Raw genomic sequence first — 21,476 nt, 5'->3', positions numbered from 1 at the left:
GCTGCTGCGTGACTGTGTGGACCTACAGAGTCTCGGTTCCGACCGTGAAGCGATCCATGACGTCTTCACGTGGAGTCACACCGAAGCCCGGTCCCTGCGGCACGGCGATGTGGCCGTCCTCGATGACAAACGGTTCGGTGATGTCCTCCTTGTAGAAGCGATCGGACGCCGAGATGTCGCCGGGCAGCGTGAACCCGTCCAGCGCCGCGAGGGCCGCGTTGGCGGCGCGGCCGATTCCGGTCTCGAGCATTCCGCCGCACCACACCGCGATACCGTGTGCCGAGGCGAGATCGTGGATGCGCTTGGCTTCCAGATATCCACCGACACGGCTCGGCTTGATGTTGATGACCGAAGCGGCACCGAGCGTGATGGCATCCGCCGCATCCTTGGCCGACTCGACCGACTCGTCGAGGCAGATCGGAGTCGAGAGGGACTGGGCGAGCTTGGCGTGCTGCACCAAATCGTCCTCGGCCAGCGGCTGTTCGATGAGGAGCAGTGCGAATTCGTCCAGGCGACGGAGCAACTGCGCGTCGACGAGGGTGTACGCGGCATTTGCGTCGACCTGCAGAGGAACGTCGTAGCCGAACTCCTTGCGCACCGCAGCCACGGGAGCGATGTCCCAGCCCGGCTTGATCTTCAGCTTGATTCGCACGTACCCCTGCGACAGATAGTTGCCGACGGTCTCTAGCAGCTGAGGGATGCTGTCCTGGATGCCGACGGACACTCCCGAGGGAACTCGCGTGCGAGTGGCACCGAGGTACCGAGCGAAAGACTGTCCGCGAGCGCGCAATTCAGCATCGAGAATTGCCATTTCGATAGCCGACTTGGACATCTGGTGACCCACGATGTGGTGAAGTACGCTGCCGACCGTCTCGGCCGAGAGCGGCTGATCCGACTGCGACTTACGTAGCGTCGGAACGAGATACTCGCGAAGCATCGCCCGCGCACCAGCGGTGTACTCCGAGTTGTAGTACGGATCGCTCAGCGAACCGCACTCGCCCCAGCCGACAGTCTCCACCGGACCGTTGGGGCCGTCGGTGGTGCCGCTCACCTTCAGGACGAGGGTGTTGCGCTCGAGCTGGGTGCTGAATGACGTGGTGAAGGGGGAGACGAGAGGGATGCGCAGTTCGCGCAATTCGACGGACTCAATGTGCATGGACTTGCTCTTCTCCGGTTGTCTCGCAGATTTTCGTGAACGTGTAATAGCCGCTGGGGTCGAAGCCGGTCGATTGCCATTCCTTCGAGGCGATCAGTGGTTCGAGGTACTCGCGAAGCGCGTGTCGCCAGGCAAAGGCAGAGGCGCGGTCGACTGTTCTCAGATGCTCGATGTCTCGGGGTATTCCGACTGCGATATCGATGCAGTCGGGTGGGATCGGGAGCATTCGAGGCGTACCGTCCTCGGTGGGTTGAAGCACCTTGAATGTATCATTCACGGCCACAGCAGAACTCGGAGATCCATCGACGTCGAGATCCCAACTGACGAGCATACGATCGCTGGCGTCGCCTGCGTTGATGCCGTCTGCCATCGAACCGTAGAAATCCGGGTTGTATTCGGTCGGTGCGGCACCGAGACGCTGAATGTTGAAATAGGCATTTCGTGCGACCAGTGGATCGAAGGTCCACCGGATCGTCCTGACACCGCGCTCGATGCACCAGTCTCGCTGATGATGCTTGAGGGCGCGGCCGATTCCCTTGCCTGCGTGTCCCGGTAGTACTCCGGCGATGTGTGAGTGCAGAACCTCGCCGAGAGGCTCGACGAAGAATCCGACACAACCACCGATCATTTCGCCTTCGGAAAAGGCTCCCACCACGTAATGACCACCGTGATGAAGCGCAACCAACATCGCCGTGCCGAAATGAGCCGGTCCGGGACTGGTAGCCCAGATCTCGTCGAAAACGGCAGATAGATCGGCTATTTCGCGATTGTCGACCAGCTCTCGAAACTCAACCGCTTTGCTTTTCGACACGAGGGCCCCCTTCAGACGTGATCGAACGAATAAGGCCCGCAACCAACGCCGTCCTCGGGGCGATAGCGGACACGAGCGCATGCTCGGTCTCGGCGTGTGCACCGCCGCCGACGCCACCGAGGCCGTCGAGGGTGGGGATACCGATACCGGCAGTGAAGTTTCCGTCCGAGGCTCCGCCTACGGCGAGCCCGACGGGAGGAGTCAGATCATGCTCGAGCGCAACACGTTCCGCCAACGCCAGCAACGGTGCGGACATCGTCGCTTCGAGAGGTGGACGGTTGACGCCACCCGAGACCGTGACTACGGCTTCAGGGTGGATTGCCTGCAGGGCTCGGATATTCGCATCGACCCGTTCCTGCTCGGCAGCGCTGGTTGCGCGCACGTCCACGTCGACAAAGGCTTCTGCCGGAACGGTGTTGGTGGTGGTTCCGGCCGAAATGACAGTCGGGGTGACGGTGGTTGCCTGCGCCGGCGAGGACAAGTCGTTGACCGCGATCACGAGACGAGCCAGTTCTACTGCAGCATTGATGCCCTTTTCCGGCTCCAGCCCGGCGTGCGCGGCGCGACCGGCAACATGGATCCGATACAGCGACACTCCCTTGCGGACAGTCTTCAGTTCGCCGCCGTCACCGCCGGCCTCGAGAACCAGTACCGCGCCCGCCGCGAGTTTCTCGATCAGTGACCGCGACGTGGGCGAACCGATTTCTTCGTCACCGGTGACCAGGAGTGTGATTCCGTCGAGTGCATCGTCCCCGTGCAACTCTCGGACGATGGCGAGGGCGTGGATTGCCTGAACGACACCAAGTTTCATGTCGAGGCCACCCGGACCTCGAAGTGCGCCGTCGGTGACCGCTGCGGGTAGGCGCGTCAGGGTTCCGATCGGCCACACGGTGTCGTGGTGACCGAGCAGCATCAGCCGCGTCGGTGAGCTGCCGAAACGGGTCACCAGATGGGTTCGGCCTTCCGTCACTATCGACTCCGGTGTCACTCCGAGTCGTTCGTGGACAAGGTCTGACGTCCACTTCGCGCTGCGGGCAACAGCTTCGAGATCGTGCGACGGCGACTCGACTTCGATGAGCGCGATGACGTCCTCGAGGATCTGAGGAAGTTGGCGCTCGGCCAGATCGCGGAGAATGGTCATCGGTTGTTCACTCGCGGATACGCGCGGCTTCCGACGTGTAGCAATTGTGTACTCCCGGTGTCGGAGAAAGTGATCCGGATCCAACCCGCTGATTGAGGTAGTTGGGTCGCGAATACTCCAGGGTGAACTTCGATCAGGCTGAGAGAGACGGACTCTGCGCTTTCGGCGTTGACCGAAGGGTCGATGTGATCGGTGCGGCGGGCGGTCAGGGAACTCCCGGTCCTTTCCAGGACGAAATCGGCAGCAGCATCGCGGTACAGACCGCACAGCGCATCGAGTTCCTCAGGTGAGGACGTGGTGCGGGCGGCGGGGTCTCCAGGCGAAAATGCCGGTGTCACGGCGACGCCGCCGATGGAACCGATCACTTCGGTGAGAAGGTCGCCCGAGAGAGCGTCCATCGCACCGCCGTTGGCCATCAGGACTACCGCAATGCCGCAGGACGGGACCACCCGCAAGAAGGACTGCTGTCCGAGGGTTCCACCGTTGTGACCATGCGCCAGCACCCCGTCCCAATTGTGCAGCAGCCACGTGGTTCCCATGATGTCTGCAGACGACACGTCTCCGATCTGGCGGCGCTCCTCGAGCATCGCCAGATGGGTGGACCGCTGAAGCAGAATCGGATCCTCGCGCATCGAATCCTGCGCGAACAGAAGAAGGTCCTCGGCGGTGCTGTTGATGAGACCGGCGGGGCCCATCGAGCGAGGGATGAGGAATTGTGGTGTCTGCGCGAGATTGTCGGCACCGCCGACATGCCCGACCGCAGCGCGGTGCAGTGCCGTCTCCTCGGGCAAGGTCGTGGTCTTGGTCAGGCCGAGCGGCTCGATGATCCGCTCACGCAGAACCGCGTCCCAACTCTTGCCTCGGAGAACCTCGATGATTCGTCCGGCGATGACGAAGCCGGTGTTGCAGTACGACCAATCGGTACCGGGTGCGAAGAGCTGCACCGTCGATGCCAGGGCTGCGACGTATCGCTCGACGCAGTCGTCGCCGCGTCCGCCGTCGATGAAGACGTCACCGTCGATGCCACTGGTGTGAGTCAACAGGTGGCGAGTGGTGACCGTTTCAGTGGCTACCGCGTCGGCAACTGCGAAGCCCGGCAGAATGTTCCGGACAGGCGAGTCGAGGTCCAGTAATCCTTCTTCGACGAGTTGCATGATCAGGGTGGCCGTCCAGACCTTGCTGATCGAACCCATCTGGAACAACGTGTCGGGAGTGGCCGCGACACCGGTGCGGGTACTGACGACACCGGACGTCACCACGGTGCGGTCGAAACCGCTGCGGGTAGTGGTCAAAATTCCGAGCGAAGCACCGGGTACCCCGTACTTCGCGCTCAGGGTGTCGAGTCGGTACTGCCAGTAGTCGGGATCGACCGTCGTCAGTGCCGGCGTAGGCGAGAGATGACGTTCGATCCAGTCGACGAGACGGGTGCTGTAATCCAGACGGTGGGAGGGGCGACCCGTCAGCACAAAGGCATGCGACGCGCCCGGGAAGACCACCAGTTCGGTCGGGGTGCCGGCCAAACGCAGTCCACCGAACCACTGTTCTGCCTGGTTGACCGGGCAGCGGACGTCGCTACCGCCGTGAAGTATCAGCGTCGGTGTCGTCACCTGGGAGACTCGCCCCAGCGGCGAAAGTTCCTGCACCCGAGATGACTGCGGGTCGAATTCGACCGTCTGCAGCAAGATGCCTTCGTCCGAGGGGCCCGCCGTGTTCGCGATGTCGCAGACAAGGCCGCCAGCGACTGCGACGGCAAACCGATCGGTGACGGACGTCAGGGCGCACGTCATGAATCCGCCGTAGCTGTAGCCAGTGAGCACCAGTTGCTTCGGATCGGCCATCCCTTCGGCGACAAGGGTTTCGACTGGTTCGAGCAGGTCGGCGCGATCCGCCTCACCCCAACCGTCACGCACACCGTCGAAGAACTCGTTGCCGTAGCCGTCGCTTCCCCGCGGATTGATCATCAAGACCGTGTATCCGAGCGCGACCAGTTCCGCGTGGTACGCGTGCATCGGGGTGGGTGTACCGGTCCAGGCATTGTGTGGTCCGCCGTGGACGTCCAGAACCAGCGGACCGGCGCCCGTGACGTTCGGGTCGCGCAAGATCCAACCCTGAACACGGGTGCCGTCGCTGATGTCGAACCAACGCTCGGAGGCGACTGGAAACGCGACGGAAGTTGTCAGTTCCGTGTTCAATTCGGTGACGGTTTCGACTGCACGAGTCTCGAGGTCGATGACGGCGACCTCACCGAAGCACGTCGCGGTTGCAAGCGCGACGACGGCCTTCCCGGACGTCAGGGCAAGACCGGAGACCACTGTCTGTTCTCCGGTGAGAAGTGGTGAGACGGAGCCTGATCCGAAATCGACCTTGTGCAGTTCGGTGGAGCCGTGGTTGCGGATACAGAAGACGATGTCGCCGTCGGCGGTGAAACGCGTTGCGCCACCGGGATAACCGGTCCCGCCGGGCATGACGTTTCGGTCGAGTTCGGATGTCAGACTGCGGTCTTCCACTCGCTGGTCGCGGTGCAGGACAAGAAGTTCGTTGTTGTGAATGATCGGCGTATGCCAACCGACTGCTACGACGGCGTCGCCGGCAGGTGTCCACGTAAGTGGTCCGGCGATGCCGCGTGCGTGCCCCAGCATCCGCGGAGCCGAGGCGAGATCCGTCAGCGATACGGTCCACGCGGAACTCGCCCGTGTCAGATCGGCATTGCCGTCCATCGCCGCGGTGAAAGCAAGTTCGGTGCCGTCGGGACTGTACGCGGGATGCGAAGCGTCCCAATCGCCGTCCGTCAGCTGCCGAAGCGAGCCGGCGGCCAGATCGAACTCGAACAAGTGCGCCCGAACGCTGCCCCGGACACCGGATCCGTCGACCTTGTAGTTGAGGCGTTTCGCCACCAGGAGGTGTGACGATCCGGCGGCAGTGCGGTCGACCGGGGCACTGAAGGCGATTCGAGCACCGTCGGGAGAGAACACTGGTGCCCCAGCGCCGAGCGGGAGCTGCGCCATGGTGGTCATCTGAACGGCGGGTCCGCCGGTGGCGTCGACCTTCCACAGTTGCGGTGTGCCCGAGGAATCCGGCCGAACGAAGACCAACAGCGTGGAAACGGGATGCCATGCCGGCGAGGTGTCGGCAGGTCCCGCGGTGAGCTGTAGTTGCGGGGAAGCCAACCAGATCGAGTGCTCGTTGGTATCCGCGGCCGGATTCGCTTCGGTACGTACGTATGCAATGCGTCCCGACGCCGAGACGGCGATGCTGGTCGGTGTAACCACGGACGCGTAATCCTGGATTCTCGCCGAACGACGTTCTTCGGCACGGGCTACGGCAGCGGGGGAGTCGAGAGTGGTCGGCGTTGTCATTGGAACATCGGCTCCCCGAAGGTCGGGATCGCGGACAACAGCTTTGCCGTGTACGGCTCCTTGGGCGAATCGATCACGTCGAGAACCGGCCCGTGTTCGACGATCTCGCCGCCGAGCATGACTGCGACGTGGTCACAGACATAGCGGATCACCGCCAGGTTGTGACTGACGAACAGAACCGTCAGACCTAGCTGCTTCTGCAGATCCACCAACAGATTCAGAACCGCCCCCTGCACGGACACGTCCAGAGCGGAGGTGATTTCGTCGGCAAGCAGAACTGCCGGTGCGGCTGCCAAAGCCCGCGCGAGGGCAACGCGTTGGCGCTGACCACCAGACAACGACGACGGGTATTCGTGCGCCTTCTCCACCGGCAGTTGGACGGTGGTGAGGAGTCGAGCCACCTCGGCAGCGCGGTCGCCGCGGCTGCGGCGAGCTTTGTCACGACGCTCGGTGGACCGCAGCGCCTCGGCGAGTGACTGGCCGATGGTCATTCGCGGGTCGAGGCACGAGTACGGATCTTGGAAGACCATCTGGATCCGGTGGCGCAGACGAGCGGTCGCGCCGCGGGCGTGAGCGACGTCCACACCGTCGAGAAGGATCTGGCCGGAACTGGGCTCGGCCAAGCCGACAGTTGCTCGCGCCAGTGTCGACTTTCCGGAACCCGATTCACCGACGAGACCGACCACCGATCCGGAGGGGATGTCGAGATTGATGTTCTTGACGGCGTGGAATTTTTTCGAACCGCTACCGAGGTGGACGTTGACGTCACGGAATTCGAGCCTGCTCATCGGATCTCCTCTGCAACAGCCAACAGTTCTTCCAACTCGATGTCGGCGGTGCTCTCCTCGGCGTCGAGGCTCTCCACCTGCCAGGCTTCGTCGACGGTGGCAAGCGGCTTGTCGCGATCGGTGCTCATGGTGGGGACCGCGGCGATCAGCGCGCGGGTGTACGGATGCTTTGCACGACCGGCGATCAGATCGTCGACTGCGATGTCTTCGACGATTTCGCCGGCAAACATGACCAGGACACGGGTGCACATGCCGGTGATGACGGCCATATCGTGCGAGATGAGAAGGATTGCGGCGCCGGTTTCCTCGCGAACCTCGTGGAGCAGCCCGAGAACCTCACGCTGAACGGTCACGTCGAGCGCAGTGGTGGGTTCGTCCGCGATGATCAGAGCGGGCTTGCCCATCAGACCCATGGCGATCATCGCGCGCTGACGCATACCGCCGGAGAACTCGTGGGGGTACTGCTTCGCACGCCTGGGCGCGTCGGGGATCTTGACGGCGTTCAGTCGCTCGACTGCCGCCTTCTTCGCGTCGACCTTGCTCATACCTTCGTGGAGCCAACCGATCTCGGCGACCTGGTATCCGACCTTGAGAGACGGATTCATGGACGACATCGGATCCTGGAACACCATCGCCATACGTGTGCCGAGTTGGCGGGCAACCTTGCGCGAAGCCGCGTTGTCCGGCCGCTTCCCGTCCTTCATCAGCACGGTGCCGTCGAACTCGATGAGCCCGGCGTCGACCACGGTGGGGTGGTCGGTCAGCTGCGCGATTGCCATGCAACTCAGTGACTTTCCGGAGCCGGATTCACCGACGATGCCCACGGTTTCGCCGCGATGAACTGTAAAACTGATGTTGTCGACGGGGCGACGCCAGTCGTCACCCGCGGGGACTGCGACGGACATGTTGCGGACGGTGAGAACTGCGTCCTCGTCACTGGGCGCCGAATCGGCCTGGGCAGTTTTCCGGTTGATCGGCTTCCACTTCGGCAGGCGACTGCTGATCGGGCTGCGAACTCCCGCGCCGCGAGCAATGGCCTCGCCGAGCAGCGTGAAGGTCAAGCCGGCGAGCACGACGGCGATGCCGGGGGCAAGTGCGGTGGCCGGGTTGACGAAGATCTTCGACAGACCTTCGTTGAGCATCCGGCCCCAGTCGAATGCAGGTGGCTGAATGCCCAAGCCGAGGAACGAGAGTCCGGCGAAGACCACCAGGCCGCTGCCGACAGCGATGCTGGCATTGACGATGAGTGGTTCACGGATATTGGGGAGAATGTGGCGGAACAGCAGCCCCGGCTTGGTGACCCCGAGGATGCGTGCTGCGTCGATGAAGTCGCGCCCGTTGACCGACGAAGCCAGTGCGTACGTCAACCTCGCGAACGGCGAGGCCAGGGCGAGGCCGATGGCGATCACCGCGCTGCCCGCACCCTGTCCGAGAACGACCAACAGGAAGATCGCGAGGAGCAGTCCGGGGAATGCGATGGCGAAGTTGAGGAATGCCACGACCATGCGTCCGACCCAGCGGGGAGCGAGCGTCGGGAGCGTACCGAATATCAGGCCAATTGTGACACCGAGTGCGACGGCTCCGAGAGCCATGAGCACCGACAGTCTCGCGGCGGTCATCGTGCGCGCGAAGACGTCACGCCCGCCGGCGTCGGTGCCGAAGATGTGCTCGGAACTCGGTCCCTGAGACAGTGCCTTCGGGTTGGCTGCGACAGCGGCGTCACCCCAGATCATCGGTCCGAAGATGACGAGGGCGATCAGAGCGGTCAGGAAGGTGAGGGCCAGGATTCCCAATGGGGTGCGGAACGTTCCGACGATCCAGTGTCGTCGCGGGGGCGTCTTGGGGGCCGCAGTGGGGGCCGTAGGTGAGGTGCTCAACTCAGTTCTCCCGAATTGTGGATCGTGGGTCGATGAGAGCGAGCACCACGTCGACGATGAAATTGATGAGAAGGACGATGGCGCCGTAGATCACGACCAGTGTCTGGGCGAGCGGGTAGTCCTTCTCGGTGATGGATTTGACCAGCGCCATGCCCATACCGGGCCAGGCGAAGATGCTCTCGATGAGCACGGTGCCGGCAATCAGACCACCCAGGAGGAGTCCGGCGAGCGTCAGCGTCGACGTCATGAGGTTGGGCATTGCATGACGGAAGTAGATTCGTGCCACGGGCATTCGCTTGGCGCGCGCCGTACGGATGTAGTCCATGTCCAACACGCCGAGTGCCTCTGCACGGACGATGCGCGACATCGAGGCGATGGCACCGATCGACATGGCCGCGACCGGGAGGATGTAGCTTTCCGGTCCACCTCGGCCGGCGACGGGCAGAACAGGGAACGTGACGGCAAAGAGGTAGACCAGCGCCGTACCGAACATGAACTCGGGGATCACGGCGATGGTGCCCGACGTTGCGGTGTAACCGATCTCGACTCCGCGTCGTCGACCGTTGCGGGTCAGTGCAGCGAAGATGAGGCCGATCGGAATGCCCAGTAACAGCACCGTGACCACTGTGAGTACAGCCAGTTCGAGTGTTGCCGGTAGGCGGGACGCGATCACCTCGAAGACCGGAGTCCTCAAGGTGATCGAGTCACCGGGATTCCCGCTCAGCAACCCGCCGACGAATCGGAAGTACTGCTGCCACAAGGGAAGGTCGTAACCGAGCTGAGACCTCGTTGTCTCGACCAGTTCGACCGGTGCGTTCATTCCCAGAGCCAACCGAACCGGGTCGCCCGGAATCAGTTGGAGCATCAGGAACGCCGCAGTCACCAGCGCCCAGAGTGAAATCACGAAGGTGCCGAAACGACGCAGAAGATATGCGGGCCAGCTGTCGGACTCGAGCCACTTTGCTCGAGCCTGAGGCGCCGCTTCTGGTTTCGCGGCTTCAATAGTTTGACTCATGGGCTGTCTTTCCGGAGGGCGGGAACAGATGCAGGGCGGGAAGAGATGCTGAGCGGGAAAACGACTTACTGGTAGAGACGCAACGCAGAACCGGTGAGCGTCTTACCGAATGAGAGTCCGGCCTTGTTGAAGTACACGTTCATGACGGAATCTGCGAAGGGCACGGCCGCGATCGTCTTGGTGAGCTCCGACTCGGCGTCGGCCCAAGCGTCACAAGCGTCGCTACCGGTCAGACCGGACGCCTTGGTGGCTGCTGCTTCGTAGGCGGGGTTGCTGACCGATCCGAAATTCTTGCCTGCTGCGGGAACCGGCCCGGCAAAGTACGCGGTGAACGTGCTGGGCAGCGAGGAGTTGATCTGGACCCAGGCGATGTCCCAGGCAGAGTTGTCCTTGCCGCTCAGAATGACGTCGATGATCTTGTTCGAGTCACCCCCGGTCACCTCGACGTTTGCGCCGAGTTCGGACCACGCCGACTGAGCAAGTTCTGCCGCCGCGTTGCGCGGATCGTCGGTGCCGTCGTACACGAGGCGGAGATTGAGCGGCTTGCCATCCTTGCTTCGCTTGCCGTCAGCGCCGGCAGTCCAACCAGCGCCGTCCAGTGTTGCCTTTGCAGCTGTGAGGTCGAAGTCCGGAATGTTGCCTGCGACAGAGTCGTAGACACAGGCGCGCGGTTCGACGGCGACGAGACTGGTTGCCCGGACCCCGTTTCCGGCGGTGATGACCTGAGTGAGGTCGTCGAGATTGACCGCTTGGATCAGCGCCTTGCGCACTGCCGGATCACTGGTGGGGTTGCTGGCGATCTGGTTGAAGTACATCTGGCCTGCGGGTACCGGCCGGCCAACCGAGTCCAGATTGGCTGCCGCGACGCGGTCCTTGTCCGGCCCGGCGATCGGAGCTGCATTGAGTTCACCCGAGAGAAGCTGATTTGCGGCGGTGCTCACGTTCGGTGCCATGGCGGCGATGACCGTCTTGGGGACGCCGGGGGTATCGGAAGCGGTGCCGTCGGGGCCCCAGTTGTAGCCATCACGTCGCTGGAACGTGTAGTGGTCGTTGGCGGCGACTTCGGTGACTTCGAACATGCCGGTGCCGAGCGACTTCTTGTTCGATGCTGTCGGATCTTTCAGCCCGGCCTCGCACAGGATCGGCAGTCGACCGACGTTGAGAAGCAGGAACGGGCTCGGCGCCGCAGTGGTCACCGTGACGGTGCGCGCTGCCGGATCGGCGGTTGCTGTGGCACCGGTCGGAACGGAGGACCCGCGCAACTGTGAACCGTTGTCCGGATTGGCCACGAAGTTGATGTTGTCCGCGACGGTCTGGGAAGTCAGCGTCGATCCGTCGGTACAGGTCACCCCGTCACGGATGGTGAAGGACGCCGAGGTCGGGGTCTCTTCCCACTTCTCCGCCAACCACGGTCCGACTTCGCTGGTATCGGGATCTTGGTAGATCAGGTAGTCGTAGGCCAAACGAGACAACTCGGCGGTTGCCTGAGAGGCCGACATGATCGGGTTGAGTGCGCCCGGATCGGCCTGCAGGGCGAAACGGAAGGTCCCGTCCGTGGCCGGTTCACCGCCACTGGCGCCCGAGGACGTGCCTCCCGAGCCACAAGCAGACAACACAAGCGTGAGCCCTGCGGCTGCCGCAAGTGTTGGATAGGAGCGGTGTTTCATGGTGCCTCCGGGATGGAGCTGGGGCCCGAGCGAAAAACGTGAGGGCGCGATTGAGTGTTGACTGCTAAATCTTGGCGCATGACGTGACGCGCATCTCTGTCGATCCTCACGAAAATCGGGTCGATTTTCGTCCGCTCCCACGAAAACCGCCTGGATCGGTGAATACCTGTCCGTATACCGACAGCGACCGGCGAAACACGACGATTTCCCCGGTCGCTACCGGCGGTCTACTGGTACAGGCGCAGGGCCGAACCGATGAAATTGCGGCCGAATGCAAGACCCGCATTGTTGAAGTAGAGAGTCGTGATCTTGTCGGCAAAAGGTACCGCCGAGTTTGCTTTGATGATCTCGGACTCAGCGTCTGCCCAAGCGGCACAAGCGTCCTCGCCCGTCAGCCCGGAAGCCTTGGTGACGGCTGCGTCGTAGGCCGGGTTGGAGATCGACGCAAAATTCATTCCCGCAGCGGGCACAGGACCGGAGAGGAAGGGGACCAGCATGCTGGGCAGCGCGACGTTGATCGGCTCCCACACAACATCCCACGCCGTGTTGTCCTTGCCGCTGAGTGCTACATCGAGAATCTTGTTCGAGTCTCCACTGGTGAGTTCAATGGTGGCGCCCAGGTCGTTCCACGCGTTGACCGCGACGTCGGCGGCAGCATCGGTCGCGTCACCGAACGTCTCGTACACCATCCGAATTCGGAGCGGTGTGCCGTCCTTGCTGCGCTTACCGTCCGCGCCGACCTTCCAGCCCGCAGACTCGAGAGTTGCTGCGGCTGCACTGGTATCGAAGTCCGGCAGGTTTCCGGCGACAGAGTCGTAGATGCAGGCCCGCGGTTCGATGGACACCATCGTGGTCGATCTGGTTCCGCGACCGGCCGTGAAGATCTCGGCGAGGTCGTCGAGATTGAGAGCCTGGACCAGAGCCTTGCGGACAGCAGGATCGCTCGTCGGATTGCCGGGACTGTGGTTGAAGAACATCTCGCCCGCCGGAGCGGGCTGCTTGACGGTGTCCAGGTTCGCGGCGTTCATGCGATCCTGGTCGGGGCCCGAAACTGCTGCGGCATTCAGATCACCGGACAACACCTGGTTGGCCGCTGTGCTGTTGTTCGTGATGATGGACGCGACGACATTCTTGGGTACTCCGGCCGTATCCGAGGTGGTGCCGTCCGGTCCCCAGTTGTAGCCGTCGCGCCGAACGTAGGAGTAATGATCGTTCGCGACTGCCTCTGTCATCTGGAACATGCCCGACCCGAAGGTCGTCTTGTTTGCCGCCGTCGGATCCTTCAACCCGGCCTCGCACATGATCGGTATTCGCGCCAGGTTGAGAAGCAGGAACGGAGAGGGCTCCGGAGTCGTGACCGTCACTGTCCGTGTCGCCGGGTCGGCGGTGGCGCTCGCAGTTGCCGGTGCGTACACCCCGCGGAGAGCAGATTTGTTTGCTGCGTTGGTGATGAAATTGACGTTGTCGGCGACAGTCTGGGCAGTCAGAGCGGATCCGTCGGTACAGGTGACGCCGTCGCGAATGGTGAAGGACGCGGAAGTGGTTGTCTCTTCCCATTTCTCGGCGAGCCATGGCTTGGTGACTCCGGTATCGGGATCCGGGTGGAGCAGATAGTCGTAGCTCAGACGCGCCAGCTGGTGCGCCGGCGATGCGGCCGTCATCAGCGGATTCAGAGCGCCGGGGTCGGCCACGAGAGCCAATTTGAAGGTGCCGTCCGTGACGGGTTCACCCCCACCCGAACCCGAACCCGACGAGCCACCCGATGAGCACGCGGTCAGGGCAAGAACGGTGCCAGTTGCCGCAGCCAGCAGTGCGTAGGACCGTTGTTTCATGGTGCCTCCGGAAGGTGTAGTCCCGCCCGAGTGACGCGAGGTCTGTCGGGTCAGGAGCAAAAAACGATTGCTTGAATCCTCACCCAACAAAAGGAGGAGAACATCGTCCGGATTTACGAATGTTTCGTGAGACTTGGTAGATCGCTACAACGCTGTCGGATAGAAGAGACGAAGCTGGAGCATCAGGCTGAATCGAGTTTCCGGATCATCGAGATCGATTCCGGCAATCCCGGCAAGCTTCTTGAGGCGGTATCGAAACGTGTTGACGTGGATGTGAACCAACGACGCAGCCGCCGGAATGTCGCCGAACGTGTCGAGCCAGGCTCGAAGGGTGTCCACGAGGTTGATGTCGTGAGTGCGGTCGTACTCACGCAGTACCGCGAGCGGACCCGACGCGGTCTCGTTCTCGTCCGCCAGGGCGTCGGAGAGGCGCAGAAGTAGGGAATTGATCTGCACGTCGTCGGCGCGCGCGACGGTCCGGCCCGAGGAATTCCACGTCGACCTCAGAACGCGAAGCGCTCGGTCGGCTTCGTCGCGTGACTTCTCCAGCGTCATCACGTCGGCCACTGTCGCACCGATTCCGATGACCACCGACTTTTCCGAACGGGAACGGTCTGCAAACTCCGACGCGATCCGACGCACGTAGTCGTCGTCGGTCTGGTGCCGGGTGTGTGGGATGACGGCGTAGACGGTGCCGCCGATCGCTGCCGCCACCGACAACGGAAATACTTGGTCGAGATAGGTATTGAGTGTCAGGGCCAGTTGATCGACGTCGGCTTCGGCCTCCAACGATGCGCCGGCGCCGCTACGGAAGCCGGCTGCAAGTACGTTTGCTTTCGAGCGGCCGTAGCCCAGTCGCTCGGCCGCTTCCTTGGCCGAAGTGCCGCCACTCAGTAGCGTGATCACCTCGCCCAACCTCAGCCGTCGTGCGGAATCGGCGGCCAGCTTGGCACGAAGCAAACTCATCGCGGCTACGCCCGCCGCCTCGACGAGCGTTTTGACCTGCAATTCGTTCGGCTCCTCGTCCAAGATCACCCAGATCGAACCGAGGATCTGGGATGCCGCATGTATTCGCATGCCGACCCGGGGCCTGATGCCCGGCCCGATACCCGGTAGAAATACCGGCAGGGTAGAGCCGTAGATCTTGTTGAAGTACCCCATTGACCTGAGCCGGTCGGAATAGTGCTGCGGCACTTGATGTCCGAGGACGCTCTGCTTACGTGCCTCGTCACCGAAGGCTTGATCCGCAGAGAACGCGAGGATCCGGCTCGACTGATTCTCGATGGTGACGGGGCCGTTCAATACCTGAGCGATCGAATTGGCAAGATCGAACAGGTCGGCGTCAGCGGCGGACGTGCGGTCCCCGTTGTTGCCGGATTCGAGGATCTCGTTGATCAGCGACGCACTTTGCAGCCAGCTTGCATCCTTGACCATTCCAAGTAGTGCGATATCGGCTTCGGCGACCGCCCGTGCGACGCTTTCGTCGACGGCCAATGGCTCCCTGACGATCAGCGCGACGGCTCCGGCCGAACCGTATTCTTTTACTGCAGTGGCAATGTCGGCCGACTCGGCCAGTCCTGCGCCGAGCACGACGGCGCCCGCACTGCCTTGCGTGACTCCGGACCCTTCGTGCAGGGTCACTCGGCTGACAGTGCGGGCGTCGTCGACGGTGTCGCCTCCGCTGAGGAACGTCATTCCCAGTCTGTCGACGATGTCGACGATCGAAACTCCCGTTGGTGTGGTCACCACCACACCTTAGGGGGAGCAGGATCGATCAGTTGGCTGGTTGCCCTGCTCAGTTGGCAGGCTGCTCGGCTACAGCTTTCTCGACGAACCGGCGGGTCTGATCGAACGCCGCGGGCACCTGGACGGAATTGGTCATGTCACTGATCTCGGACCACCGTTCGGCGACGACCTCAGGGGAGAGTGCGCCTTCGGGGATGTACACGCCCTGCGACTCTTCCATGCGAGCGATCGCGAAGACACCGGCACCAGCGCTGAGGATGGTCTTGGTCGGTGCGTCATCGGAGACCATGAACAGTGCGCCGGGTGAAATCGATTCGGGTGCAAGCAGAGCGAGAGTCTTCTCGTCGAGGAGGTCTTCGGTCATGCGGGTCGCGGCGGTCGGGGCCAGCGAGTTGACGCGGATGCCCTTGCGTTCGCCCTCGATAGCGAGAACGTTCATCAGGCCGACGACGCCGGACTTCGCGGCGCCGTAGTTTGCCTGGCCGAAGTTGCCGTAAATTCCCGATGCCGACGTAGTCATGAGGATGCGTCCGTAGTTCTGTTCGACCATGTGCGGCCAGACTGCCTTGGAACAGATGACGGAACCCATCAGATGCACGTCGATGACTTTGCGGAAGTCGTCGAGCTCGGCCTTGATGAACGACTTGTCGCGCAAGATTCCGGCGTTGTTGATCAGGATGTCCACGCGGCCCCACTTGTCCACGGCCGTCGCGACCATGGCGGCGACGGCGTCGACGTCGGTGATGTCGCAGTGGTCCGCGATGGCCTCGCCACCCAGCTCGACGATTTCCGCCACTACTTTGGCTGCTGCGGTATCAGCGCCGCCACTGCCGTTGACCGAGCCACCCATGTCGTTGACGACGACGCGTGCGCCGCGTGCGGCGAGGGCCAATGCATGCGAACGGCCGAGTCCGCCGCCTGCGCCTGTGATGATCGCTACCTTGCCGGAAAAATCCAACGACATTGGAAAACCTCTCTGATCTGGGATACTACTCAGTATTACTATGCGATAGCGTGGAAACAGTCAAGGGCCGGCAGGCAGTGCGAATAGGAGTGGAAGTCGAATGAGTAGTGATCTTCCGGACGTGCGATCCGCGATCATCACCAGCGCCGCCGACGCCTTTGCCGAAGACGGTTACGCGGCCACGACCATGGATTTGCTGGCCGATCGAATCGGGGCCACCAAAGGTCTTGTCTACTACCACTTTCGTTCGAAGTTCGACATCTACCTGGCAATCTACGAGCGCGGGATGAGCCTGCTCCGCGCGGAGGTCGAGTCTCGGATCGACGGGGCAGACAGCGGCCTCGCGCGTCTCGAAGCGATGTCGCATGCCCACCTGGTCAATCTCATGACACATCTCGGGTACCACCACACGATCCACCAAGGTGTCCGGGGCCAGATGAACTCCGCGCTCAAGCCGAGGCAACAGCAAGTCCTCGTGGAACTGAATTCGCTGCGACTCGACTACGAGAATCTGTTCGTCGACGTGATGACCGAAGGTGTCGCGGATGGTTCCATTCGTGCGAGCTCGCCGCGAATGGCGGCAAAAGTACTCCTCAGCAGTCTCAACGGCATCGACCTCTGGTACCGAAGGCGTGAAGGGCAGACTTTGGCGGAGACGGAGTCGTTGGCGGACCAGATCGTCGAACTCTTGATCGGCGGATTGCGCGCTGCGAACTGACTGAAAGCTGCATTCGTCGAGCGGATTTCCTCCGACCGGTTCGTGCTGTCCTGCGGCTTGTCGTTCGGTTTGTCCCGCTCTGACAGTCGGGGTAGCATGTTGGCGTCGTGCGCGGACTTGCGTAGGAATTCAGGGAAGAGGAGGTGTGGCTGTAATGCGTGGCCAACCTCCGAGTACCAACTGAAGCTGTAGCCGCCCGGGTTGTTCCGGTATTTTGCTGCAGCTTCATCGTGTGTTCATCGGCTTCGGCTTTGCTGTGAAGCAAGCGTCGTCGTTCACTCTTCCCTCGAAAGCTGTTCAGCATGCGCGAATTTCGTCGTTCACGGTCGGTACTGCCACGTCGTTCCGCGGGTCTCGGTGACTCACATCCCGGGCACTCGCGTGCCGCACGCACCGTCGTCAAGGCTGCCCCGCCCGAGGCGGTGGCGCCCGTCGAATCGACCGTCGTCAACAGTGGCGTGTACCGCGACGGCGAGCGGATAGCGTCGCCGTCCACGCTGGCGGAAGCACTGTCATGCCTTCCGGATTCGCAGTCGATGGCGTGGATCGGCATGTACCGGCCCGACGACGCCCAGTTGTATGCCGCTGCACAACATTTCGACCTCCACGAACTGGCGGTCGAGGATGCGATTGTCGCGCACCAGCGCCCCAAGCTCGAGCGCTACGGCAAGACACTGTTCGTGGTCCTGCGTGCTGCGCGGTACCGCGACGAGACCGAGCGGGTCGAATTCGGTGAGTTGCACATCTTCTGTGGTCCGAACTTCATTCTGACCGTCCGTCACAGTGAATCGCCGGATCTCTCGGCGGTGCGGACTCGCATGGAGAACGATCCTGACCTGTTGCGGTTGGGTACCGAGGCCGTTCTCTACGCCATTCTCGACGCAGTCGTCGACGGGTACGCCCCGGTGGTGGCCGGCCTGCAGAACGACATCGACGAGATCGAAACCGAAGTGTTCAGTGGCGATCCCGGAGTTTCGCGCCGCATCTACGAACTGACCCGTGAGGTGATCGAATTCCAGCGGGCGACCCGTCCGCTGCTGGGAATGCTGCGTGGGTTGTCGGCGGGGTTCGACAAGTACCACACGGACGAGGAACTCCAGCGTTACCTCCGCGACGTCACCGACCATGCGACGACTGTGGTGGAGCGGGCCGACGGCTTTCGTCAGTTGCTCGGAAACATCCTCACGGTGAACGCAACTCTGGTGTCGCAGAACCAGAACGAGGAGATGCGCAATCTGACGCAGGCGAGCTACGCGCAGAACGAGGAGATCAAGAAGGTCTCGGCGTGGGCGGCAATTCTCTTCGCGCCGACGCTTATCGGAACCGTGTACGGAATGAACTTCGACGACATGCCGGAACTGCACTGGCACTTGGGCTATCCGTTTGCTCTCTCGATGATGTTCTTGACGTGTGGAAGTCTCTACACGATCTTCAAACGTCGGGGCTGGTTGTAGAAAGCGCCGGTTGTAGAAAGCGCCGGCTGTAGAAAGCGCCGGCTGTAGAAAACACCTGTGCGCCTTGCCAACCGAGATCGGTTGACAAGGCGCACAGGTGTTTTCGGGAGGGCGCTCGAATCAGAGCGTTGCGACGCAGACCGTGAACTTACGATCCGGGTGCTCGAATCCCGAGTCTGCCCCCGAACCGCATTCGTCGATCGACGTGGAGTTCTGCAGGATTTCGACGACCTCGACTACATTGGTGCCGCTGGTATCCGAGCATTCGATGCGGGCGGGCTCGTCCATTCCGCTGCCGAGGTCCATGCATCCGCCGACTACCCAGTCGACGTCGAGACAGACAGCGCCCTGCTCGTCACCCGCGAGGGTCTCGTAGTAGTACGAGTCGACATCGGAGGCACACTGATCAGAGGTGGGAACCTTGGCGACCACCTTGTAGTTGGAATCCTTGCTACCGCAGTCCGCGTTGTCGATTTCCGCGGCCGTCGTGGTACCACCGAGCTTGACGCAATCACCGATCGACACGTCGATGTCGACGTCGCCGCCGTCGTCCGAACCCTCCTGGCCGGTGATCTTCGAGGTGGTCGGGGCTGCGGAGGTAGTGGTCGAATCGGCAACCGAGGAAGATGATTCCGCAATGGCTTTCGGCTCGATGTCGGAACCGCAACCGACGGTGAAGGCGGCGATTGCAGAAGTTGCGATCACCGCAGTGCAAAGTCGCCGGACGATTCCGGACATAAGGACCCCTTTGTTGATTCTTGGATAATTCTGTTGGTTCGTAGATTGTTCGGGACCTATTCCAATACATCGGTAGTCGAATTGCCAACCGGACTGTCAGTATGGGTAGGTGGAGCTACCCCTGATGCCGCCGCTTGCCCCGATGCTCGCGAAGGCTGCGGCCACTGTGCCGCCTCAGCCCGAGTCCGGTGACCCGACGTGGTCGTACGAGCCGAAATGGGACGGATTTCGAGCAATCATCTTTCGTGACGGTGACGAAGTGGTGCTCGGATCGCGAGGAGGAAAGGACTTGGCGCGGTACTTTCCCGAGGCGGTGGAAGCCGTCAAGTCTGAATTGCCCGAAAAATGTGTGGTGGACGGAGAACTGGTGGTTCCCCGTGAGATCGACGGTGTGACGCGCCTGAGTTGGGAAGCGCTCTCCGAGCGGATTCACCCCGCCGCGAGCCGCGTCGCATTGTTGTCGGAACAGACGCCCGCGCAATTTGTCGGGTTCGATTTACTGGCGCTCGGGGATCGCGACGTCTCGATCGAGGACTTCGGTGTGCGACGTGCGTTGCTCCTCGATTGCGTCGGTGGCGGGCCGAGTTGCCACGTCACGGCAGCGACGGCCGACAGCGCCGAAGCAATGGCCTGGTTCGAAACCTTCGAAGGCGCGGGCCTCGACGGGGTTGTCGCCAAGAAGCTGGCGGGACCGTACCTGCCGAACAAACGCGAGATGATCAAGGTGAAACACGCCAGGACCGCGGATGTCGTACTGCTGGGCTACCGTCCACACAAGAGCCAGCCGGGTATCGGGTCGATGCTTCTGGGTCTGTTCGACGGTTCCGAATTGAAGATGATCGGTGGCGCTTCGGCTTTCACCGCGGCGCGGCGGATCGAGTTGTTGGCCGAACTCGAACCTTTGCGCCTCGGGGACGACGTTGTGGCCGAGGGAGAGGCCAGCCGGTGGAGATCGGCCGCAGACCGCTCCTGGATTCCGCTTCGTCCTGAGCGGGTGCTGGAAGTGGCGTACGACCAGATGGAAGGGGAACGCTTTCGGCACGCCGCGCGGTTCCTGCGCTGGCGTCCGGACAGGGTGCCCGACGAATGCACTTTCGATCAGTTGGAGGTTCCGGTGCGATACGACTTCGCGGATGTTCTTGCAGGTGGTAAGTGATGGCGAGTCCCGCAGAGGAACTGGACGTCGACGGGATCGCGGTCCGGTTGTCGAGCCCGGACAAGATCTACTATCCGCAGTTGGGTGAGGACGGCGGAACCAAACGGCATCTTGTCCAGTACTACCGAACGGTGGCGCTGCAGGGTGCAGCGTTGCGGGCGCTCCAAGATCGGCCAACGCATCTTCAGCGATTCCCCGACGGCATCGAGGGCGAAGAGGTTTACCAGAAGCGGCTGCCGGCAAAGCGGCCCGAGCACGTCGAATCCTGCGAGGTCACGTTCCCGTCGGGTCGCAAGGCTGACGTCCTTCGAGTGCGTAGTGCTGCGAACATCGTGTGGGCTGCCAATCTCGGGACTGTCACGTTTCATCCCTGGGCCGTGCGTTGCCCGGACACCGACCACCCGGACGAACTCCGCATCGATCTCGATCCGCAACCGGGGACCGGGTTCGACGAGGCCGTTGCCATCGCGGACGAGGTCCTTCGCCCTCTGCTCGCCGAGGTGGGATTGGAAGGATTTCCCAAGACGTCCGGTGGCCGAGGCCTTCACGTCTACATCCCGCTCGAGGCGCGCTGGGATTTTGTCGAGGTCCGCCACGCGGGTATCGCCCTCGCCCGTGAAGTCGAACGGCGTAGTGCCGATCGCGCCACAACCGCGTGGTGGAAGGAAGAGCGGGGTGAACGGATCTTCATCGACTTCAATCAGAATGCCCGTGACCGGACGATCGCGGCGGCGTATTCGGCTCGTAAGACGCCGATCGCAACTGTGTCCACGCCGGTGACCTGGGACGAACTGCGGGACGTGCATCCAGACGACTGCACCATCGCCACGGTTCCCGGCTTGCTCGCCGATCGTGGTGATCCGATGGAAGCGATGCACGACAAGGCCTTTGCCCTCGACGTTCTGTTGGAGATGTGGGAGAAGGATCTGGTGGCGGGACTTGGCGATCTGCCGTACCCGCCGAACTATCCCAAAATGCCCGGTGAACCCAAACGAGTTCAACCGAGCAAGGACCGCGATCGGAAGAACAAAGACGGGTAGCGTCAGAGGCGGACATA

16 protein-coding genes are annotated in these 21,476 nt (G+C 62.4%); 4 read left to right on the top strand and 12 right to left on the bottom strand.

Annotated elements, in window-relative coordinates:
• Positions 1 to 22: 22 nt before the first annotated feature.
• The 11 genes from menC to B0E55_RS09300 all read right to left on the bottom strand — a co-directional run bounded on the left by menC (position 23) and on the right by B0E55_RS09300 (position 16,353).
• Positions 23 to 1,156: an o-succinylbenzoate synthase gene (menC, locus tag B0E55_RS09350; protein WP_020909062.1), complete on the bottom strand. Its 1,134-nt coding sequence runs from the start codon at positions 1,154 to 1,156 to the stop codon at positions 23 to 25.
• The gene (locus B0E55_RS09345) at positions 1,146 to 1,967 is read right to left on the bottom strand and encodes a GNAT family N-acetyltransferase (protein WP_029256203.1); all 822 of its coding nucleotides are present in this window, start codon (positions 1,965 to 1,967) and stop codon (positions 1,146 to 1,148) included. The genes menC and B0E55_RS09345 overlap by 11 nt, the downstream gene beginning before the upstream one ends.
• A complete protein-coding gene (locus B0E55_RS09340; protein ID WP_080909589.1) occupies positions 1,945 to 3,108 on the bottom strand; it encodes a M20/M25/M40 family metallo-hydrolase in 1,164 nt (387 codons plus the stop codon). The genes B0E55_RS09345 and B0E55_RS09340 overlap by 23 nt, the downstream gene beginning before the upstream one ends.
• Positions 3,105 to 6,464, bottom strand: coding sequence for a serine hydrolase (locus B0E55_RS09335; protein WP_080909588.1), 3,360 nt, complete (start codon positions 6,462 to 6,464; stop codon positions 3,105 to 3,107). Before B0E55_RS09335 ends, B0E55_RS09340 begins: the two co-directional genes overlap by 4 nt.
• Positions 6,461 to 7,252, bottom strand: a complete 792-nt coding sequence (locus tag B0E55_RS09330; protein ID WP_003940215.1) for an ABC transporter ATP-binding protein — start codon at positions 7,250 to 7,252, stop codon at positions 6,461 to 6,463. The genes B0E55_RS09335 and B0E55_RS09330 overlap by 4 nt, the downstream gene beginning before the upstream one ends.
• Complete coding sequence (locus B0E55_RS09325; protein ID WP_241896041.1) at positions 7,249 to 9,129, bottom strand: dipeptide/oligopeptide/nickel ABC transporter permease/ATP-binding protein; 1,881 nt, start codon at positions 9,127 to 9,129, stop codon at positions 7,249 to 7,251. The genes B0E55_RS09330 and B0E55_RS09325 overlap by 4 nt, the downstream gene beginning before the upstream one ends.
• Before the next feature lies 1 nt (position 9,130).
• Positions 9,131 to 10,144 (bottom strand): ABC transporter permease, encoded by a 1,014-nt coding sequence (locus B0E55_RS09320; RefSeq protein ID WP_019745232.1) that lies wholly within the window; start codon positions 10,142 to 10,144, stop codon positions 9,131 to 9,133.
• Between the two features lie 65 nt (positions 10,145 to 10,209).
• Positions 10,210 to 11,811, bottom strand: a complete 1,602-nt coding sequence (locus tag B0E55_RS09315; RefSeq protein ID WP_019745231.1) for an ABC transporter substrate-binding protein — start codon at positions 11,809 to 11,811, stop codon at positions 10,210 to 10,212.
• 227 nt (positions 11,812 to 12,038) lie between these two features.
• Positions 12,039 to 13,643, bottom strand: a complete 1,605-nt coding sequence (locus tag B0E55_RS09310) for an ABC transporter substrate-binding protein (protein WP_020970729.1) — start codon at positions 13,641 to 13,643, stop codon at positions 12,039 to 12,041.
• Between the two features lie 144 nt (positions 13,644 to 13,787).
• The gene (locus B0E55_RS09305) at positions 13,788 to 15,389 is read right to left on the bottom strand and encodes a PucR family transcriptional regulator (protein ID WP_037120543.1); all 1,602 of its coding nucleotides are present in this window, start codon (positions 15,387 to 15,389) and stop codon (positions 13,788 to 13,790) included.
• Positions 15,390 to 15,438: 49 nt separating this feature from the next.
• Complete coding sequence (locus B0E55_RS09300) at positions 15,439 to 16,353, bottom strand: SDR family NAD(P)-dependent oxidoreductase (protein ID WP_019745228.1); 915 nt, start codon at positions 16,351 to 16,353, stop codon at positions 15,439 to 15,441.
• A 100-nt stretch (positions 16,354 to 16,453) separates the two neighbouring features.
• On the opposite strand from B0E55_RS09300, the gene B0E55_RS09295 reads away from it, so the two are divergent.
• A complete protein-coding gene (locus tag B0E55_RS09295) occupies positions 16,454 to 17,071 on the top strand; it encodes a TetR/AcrR family transcriptional regulator (protein ID WP_020970727.1) in 618 nt (205 codons plus the stop codon).
• 302 nt (positions 17,072 to 17,373) lie between these two features.
• Positions 17,374 to 18,525 (top strand): magnesium and cobalt transport protein CorA, encoded by a 1,152-nt coding sequence (locus B0E55_RS09290; RefSeq protein ID WP_007731382.1) that lies wholly within the window; start codon positions 17,374 to 17,376, stop codon positions 18,523 to 18,525.
• Positions 18,526 to 18,645: 120 nt separating this feature from the next.
• Here B0E55_RS09290 and lppU read toward each other — a convergent pair whose 3' ends face one another.
• Complete coding sequence (lppU, locus tag B0E55_RS09285; RefSeq protein ID WP_069145634.1) at positions 18,646 to 19,263, bottom strand: LppU family putative lipoprotein; 618 nt, start codon at positions 19,261 to 19,263, stop codon at positions 18,646 to 18,648.
• A gap of 109 nt (positions 19,264 to 19,372) precedes the next feature.
• On the opposite strand from lppU, the gene B0E55_RS09280 reads away from it, so the two are divergent.
• Entirely contained in the window at positions 19,373 to 20,419 is a 1,047-nt protein-coding gene (locus tag B0E55_RS09280; RefSeq protein ID WP_019745225.1) for an ATP-dependent DNA ligase, read from the top strand.
• Positions 20,419 to 21,459 carry a non-homologous end-joining DNA ligase gene (gene ligD / locus B0E55_RS09275; RefSeq protein WP_080909586.1) on the top strand — a complete coding sequence of 347 codons (1,041 nt, stop codon included), beginning with the start codon at positions 20,419 to 20,421 and terminating at the stop codon, positions 21,457 to 21,459. Before B0E55_RS09280 ends, ligD begins: the two co-directional genes overlap by 1 nt.
• Positions 21,460 to 21,476: the final 17 nt, after the last annotated feature.

The sequence above is a fragment of the Rhodococcus sp. 66b genome (assembly GCF_002076325.1).
In the GTDB taxonomy this organism is placed as follows: Bacteria; Actinomycetota; Actinomycetes; order Mycobacteriales; family Mycobacteriaceae; genus Rhodococcus_F; species Rhodococcus_F erythropolis.
Note: the sequence above shows the minus strand (reverse complement) of the source record. Positions and strands in the feature narration are given on the sequence as shown.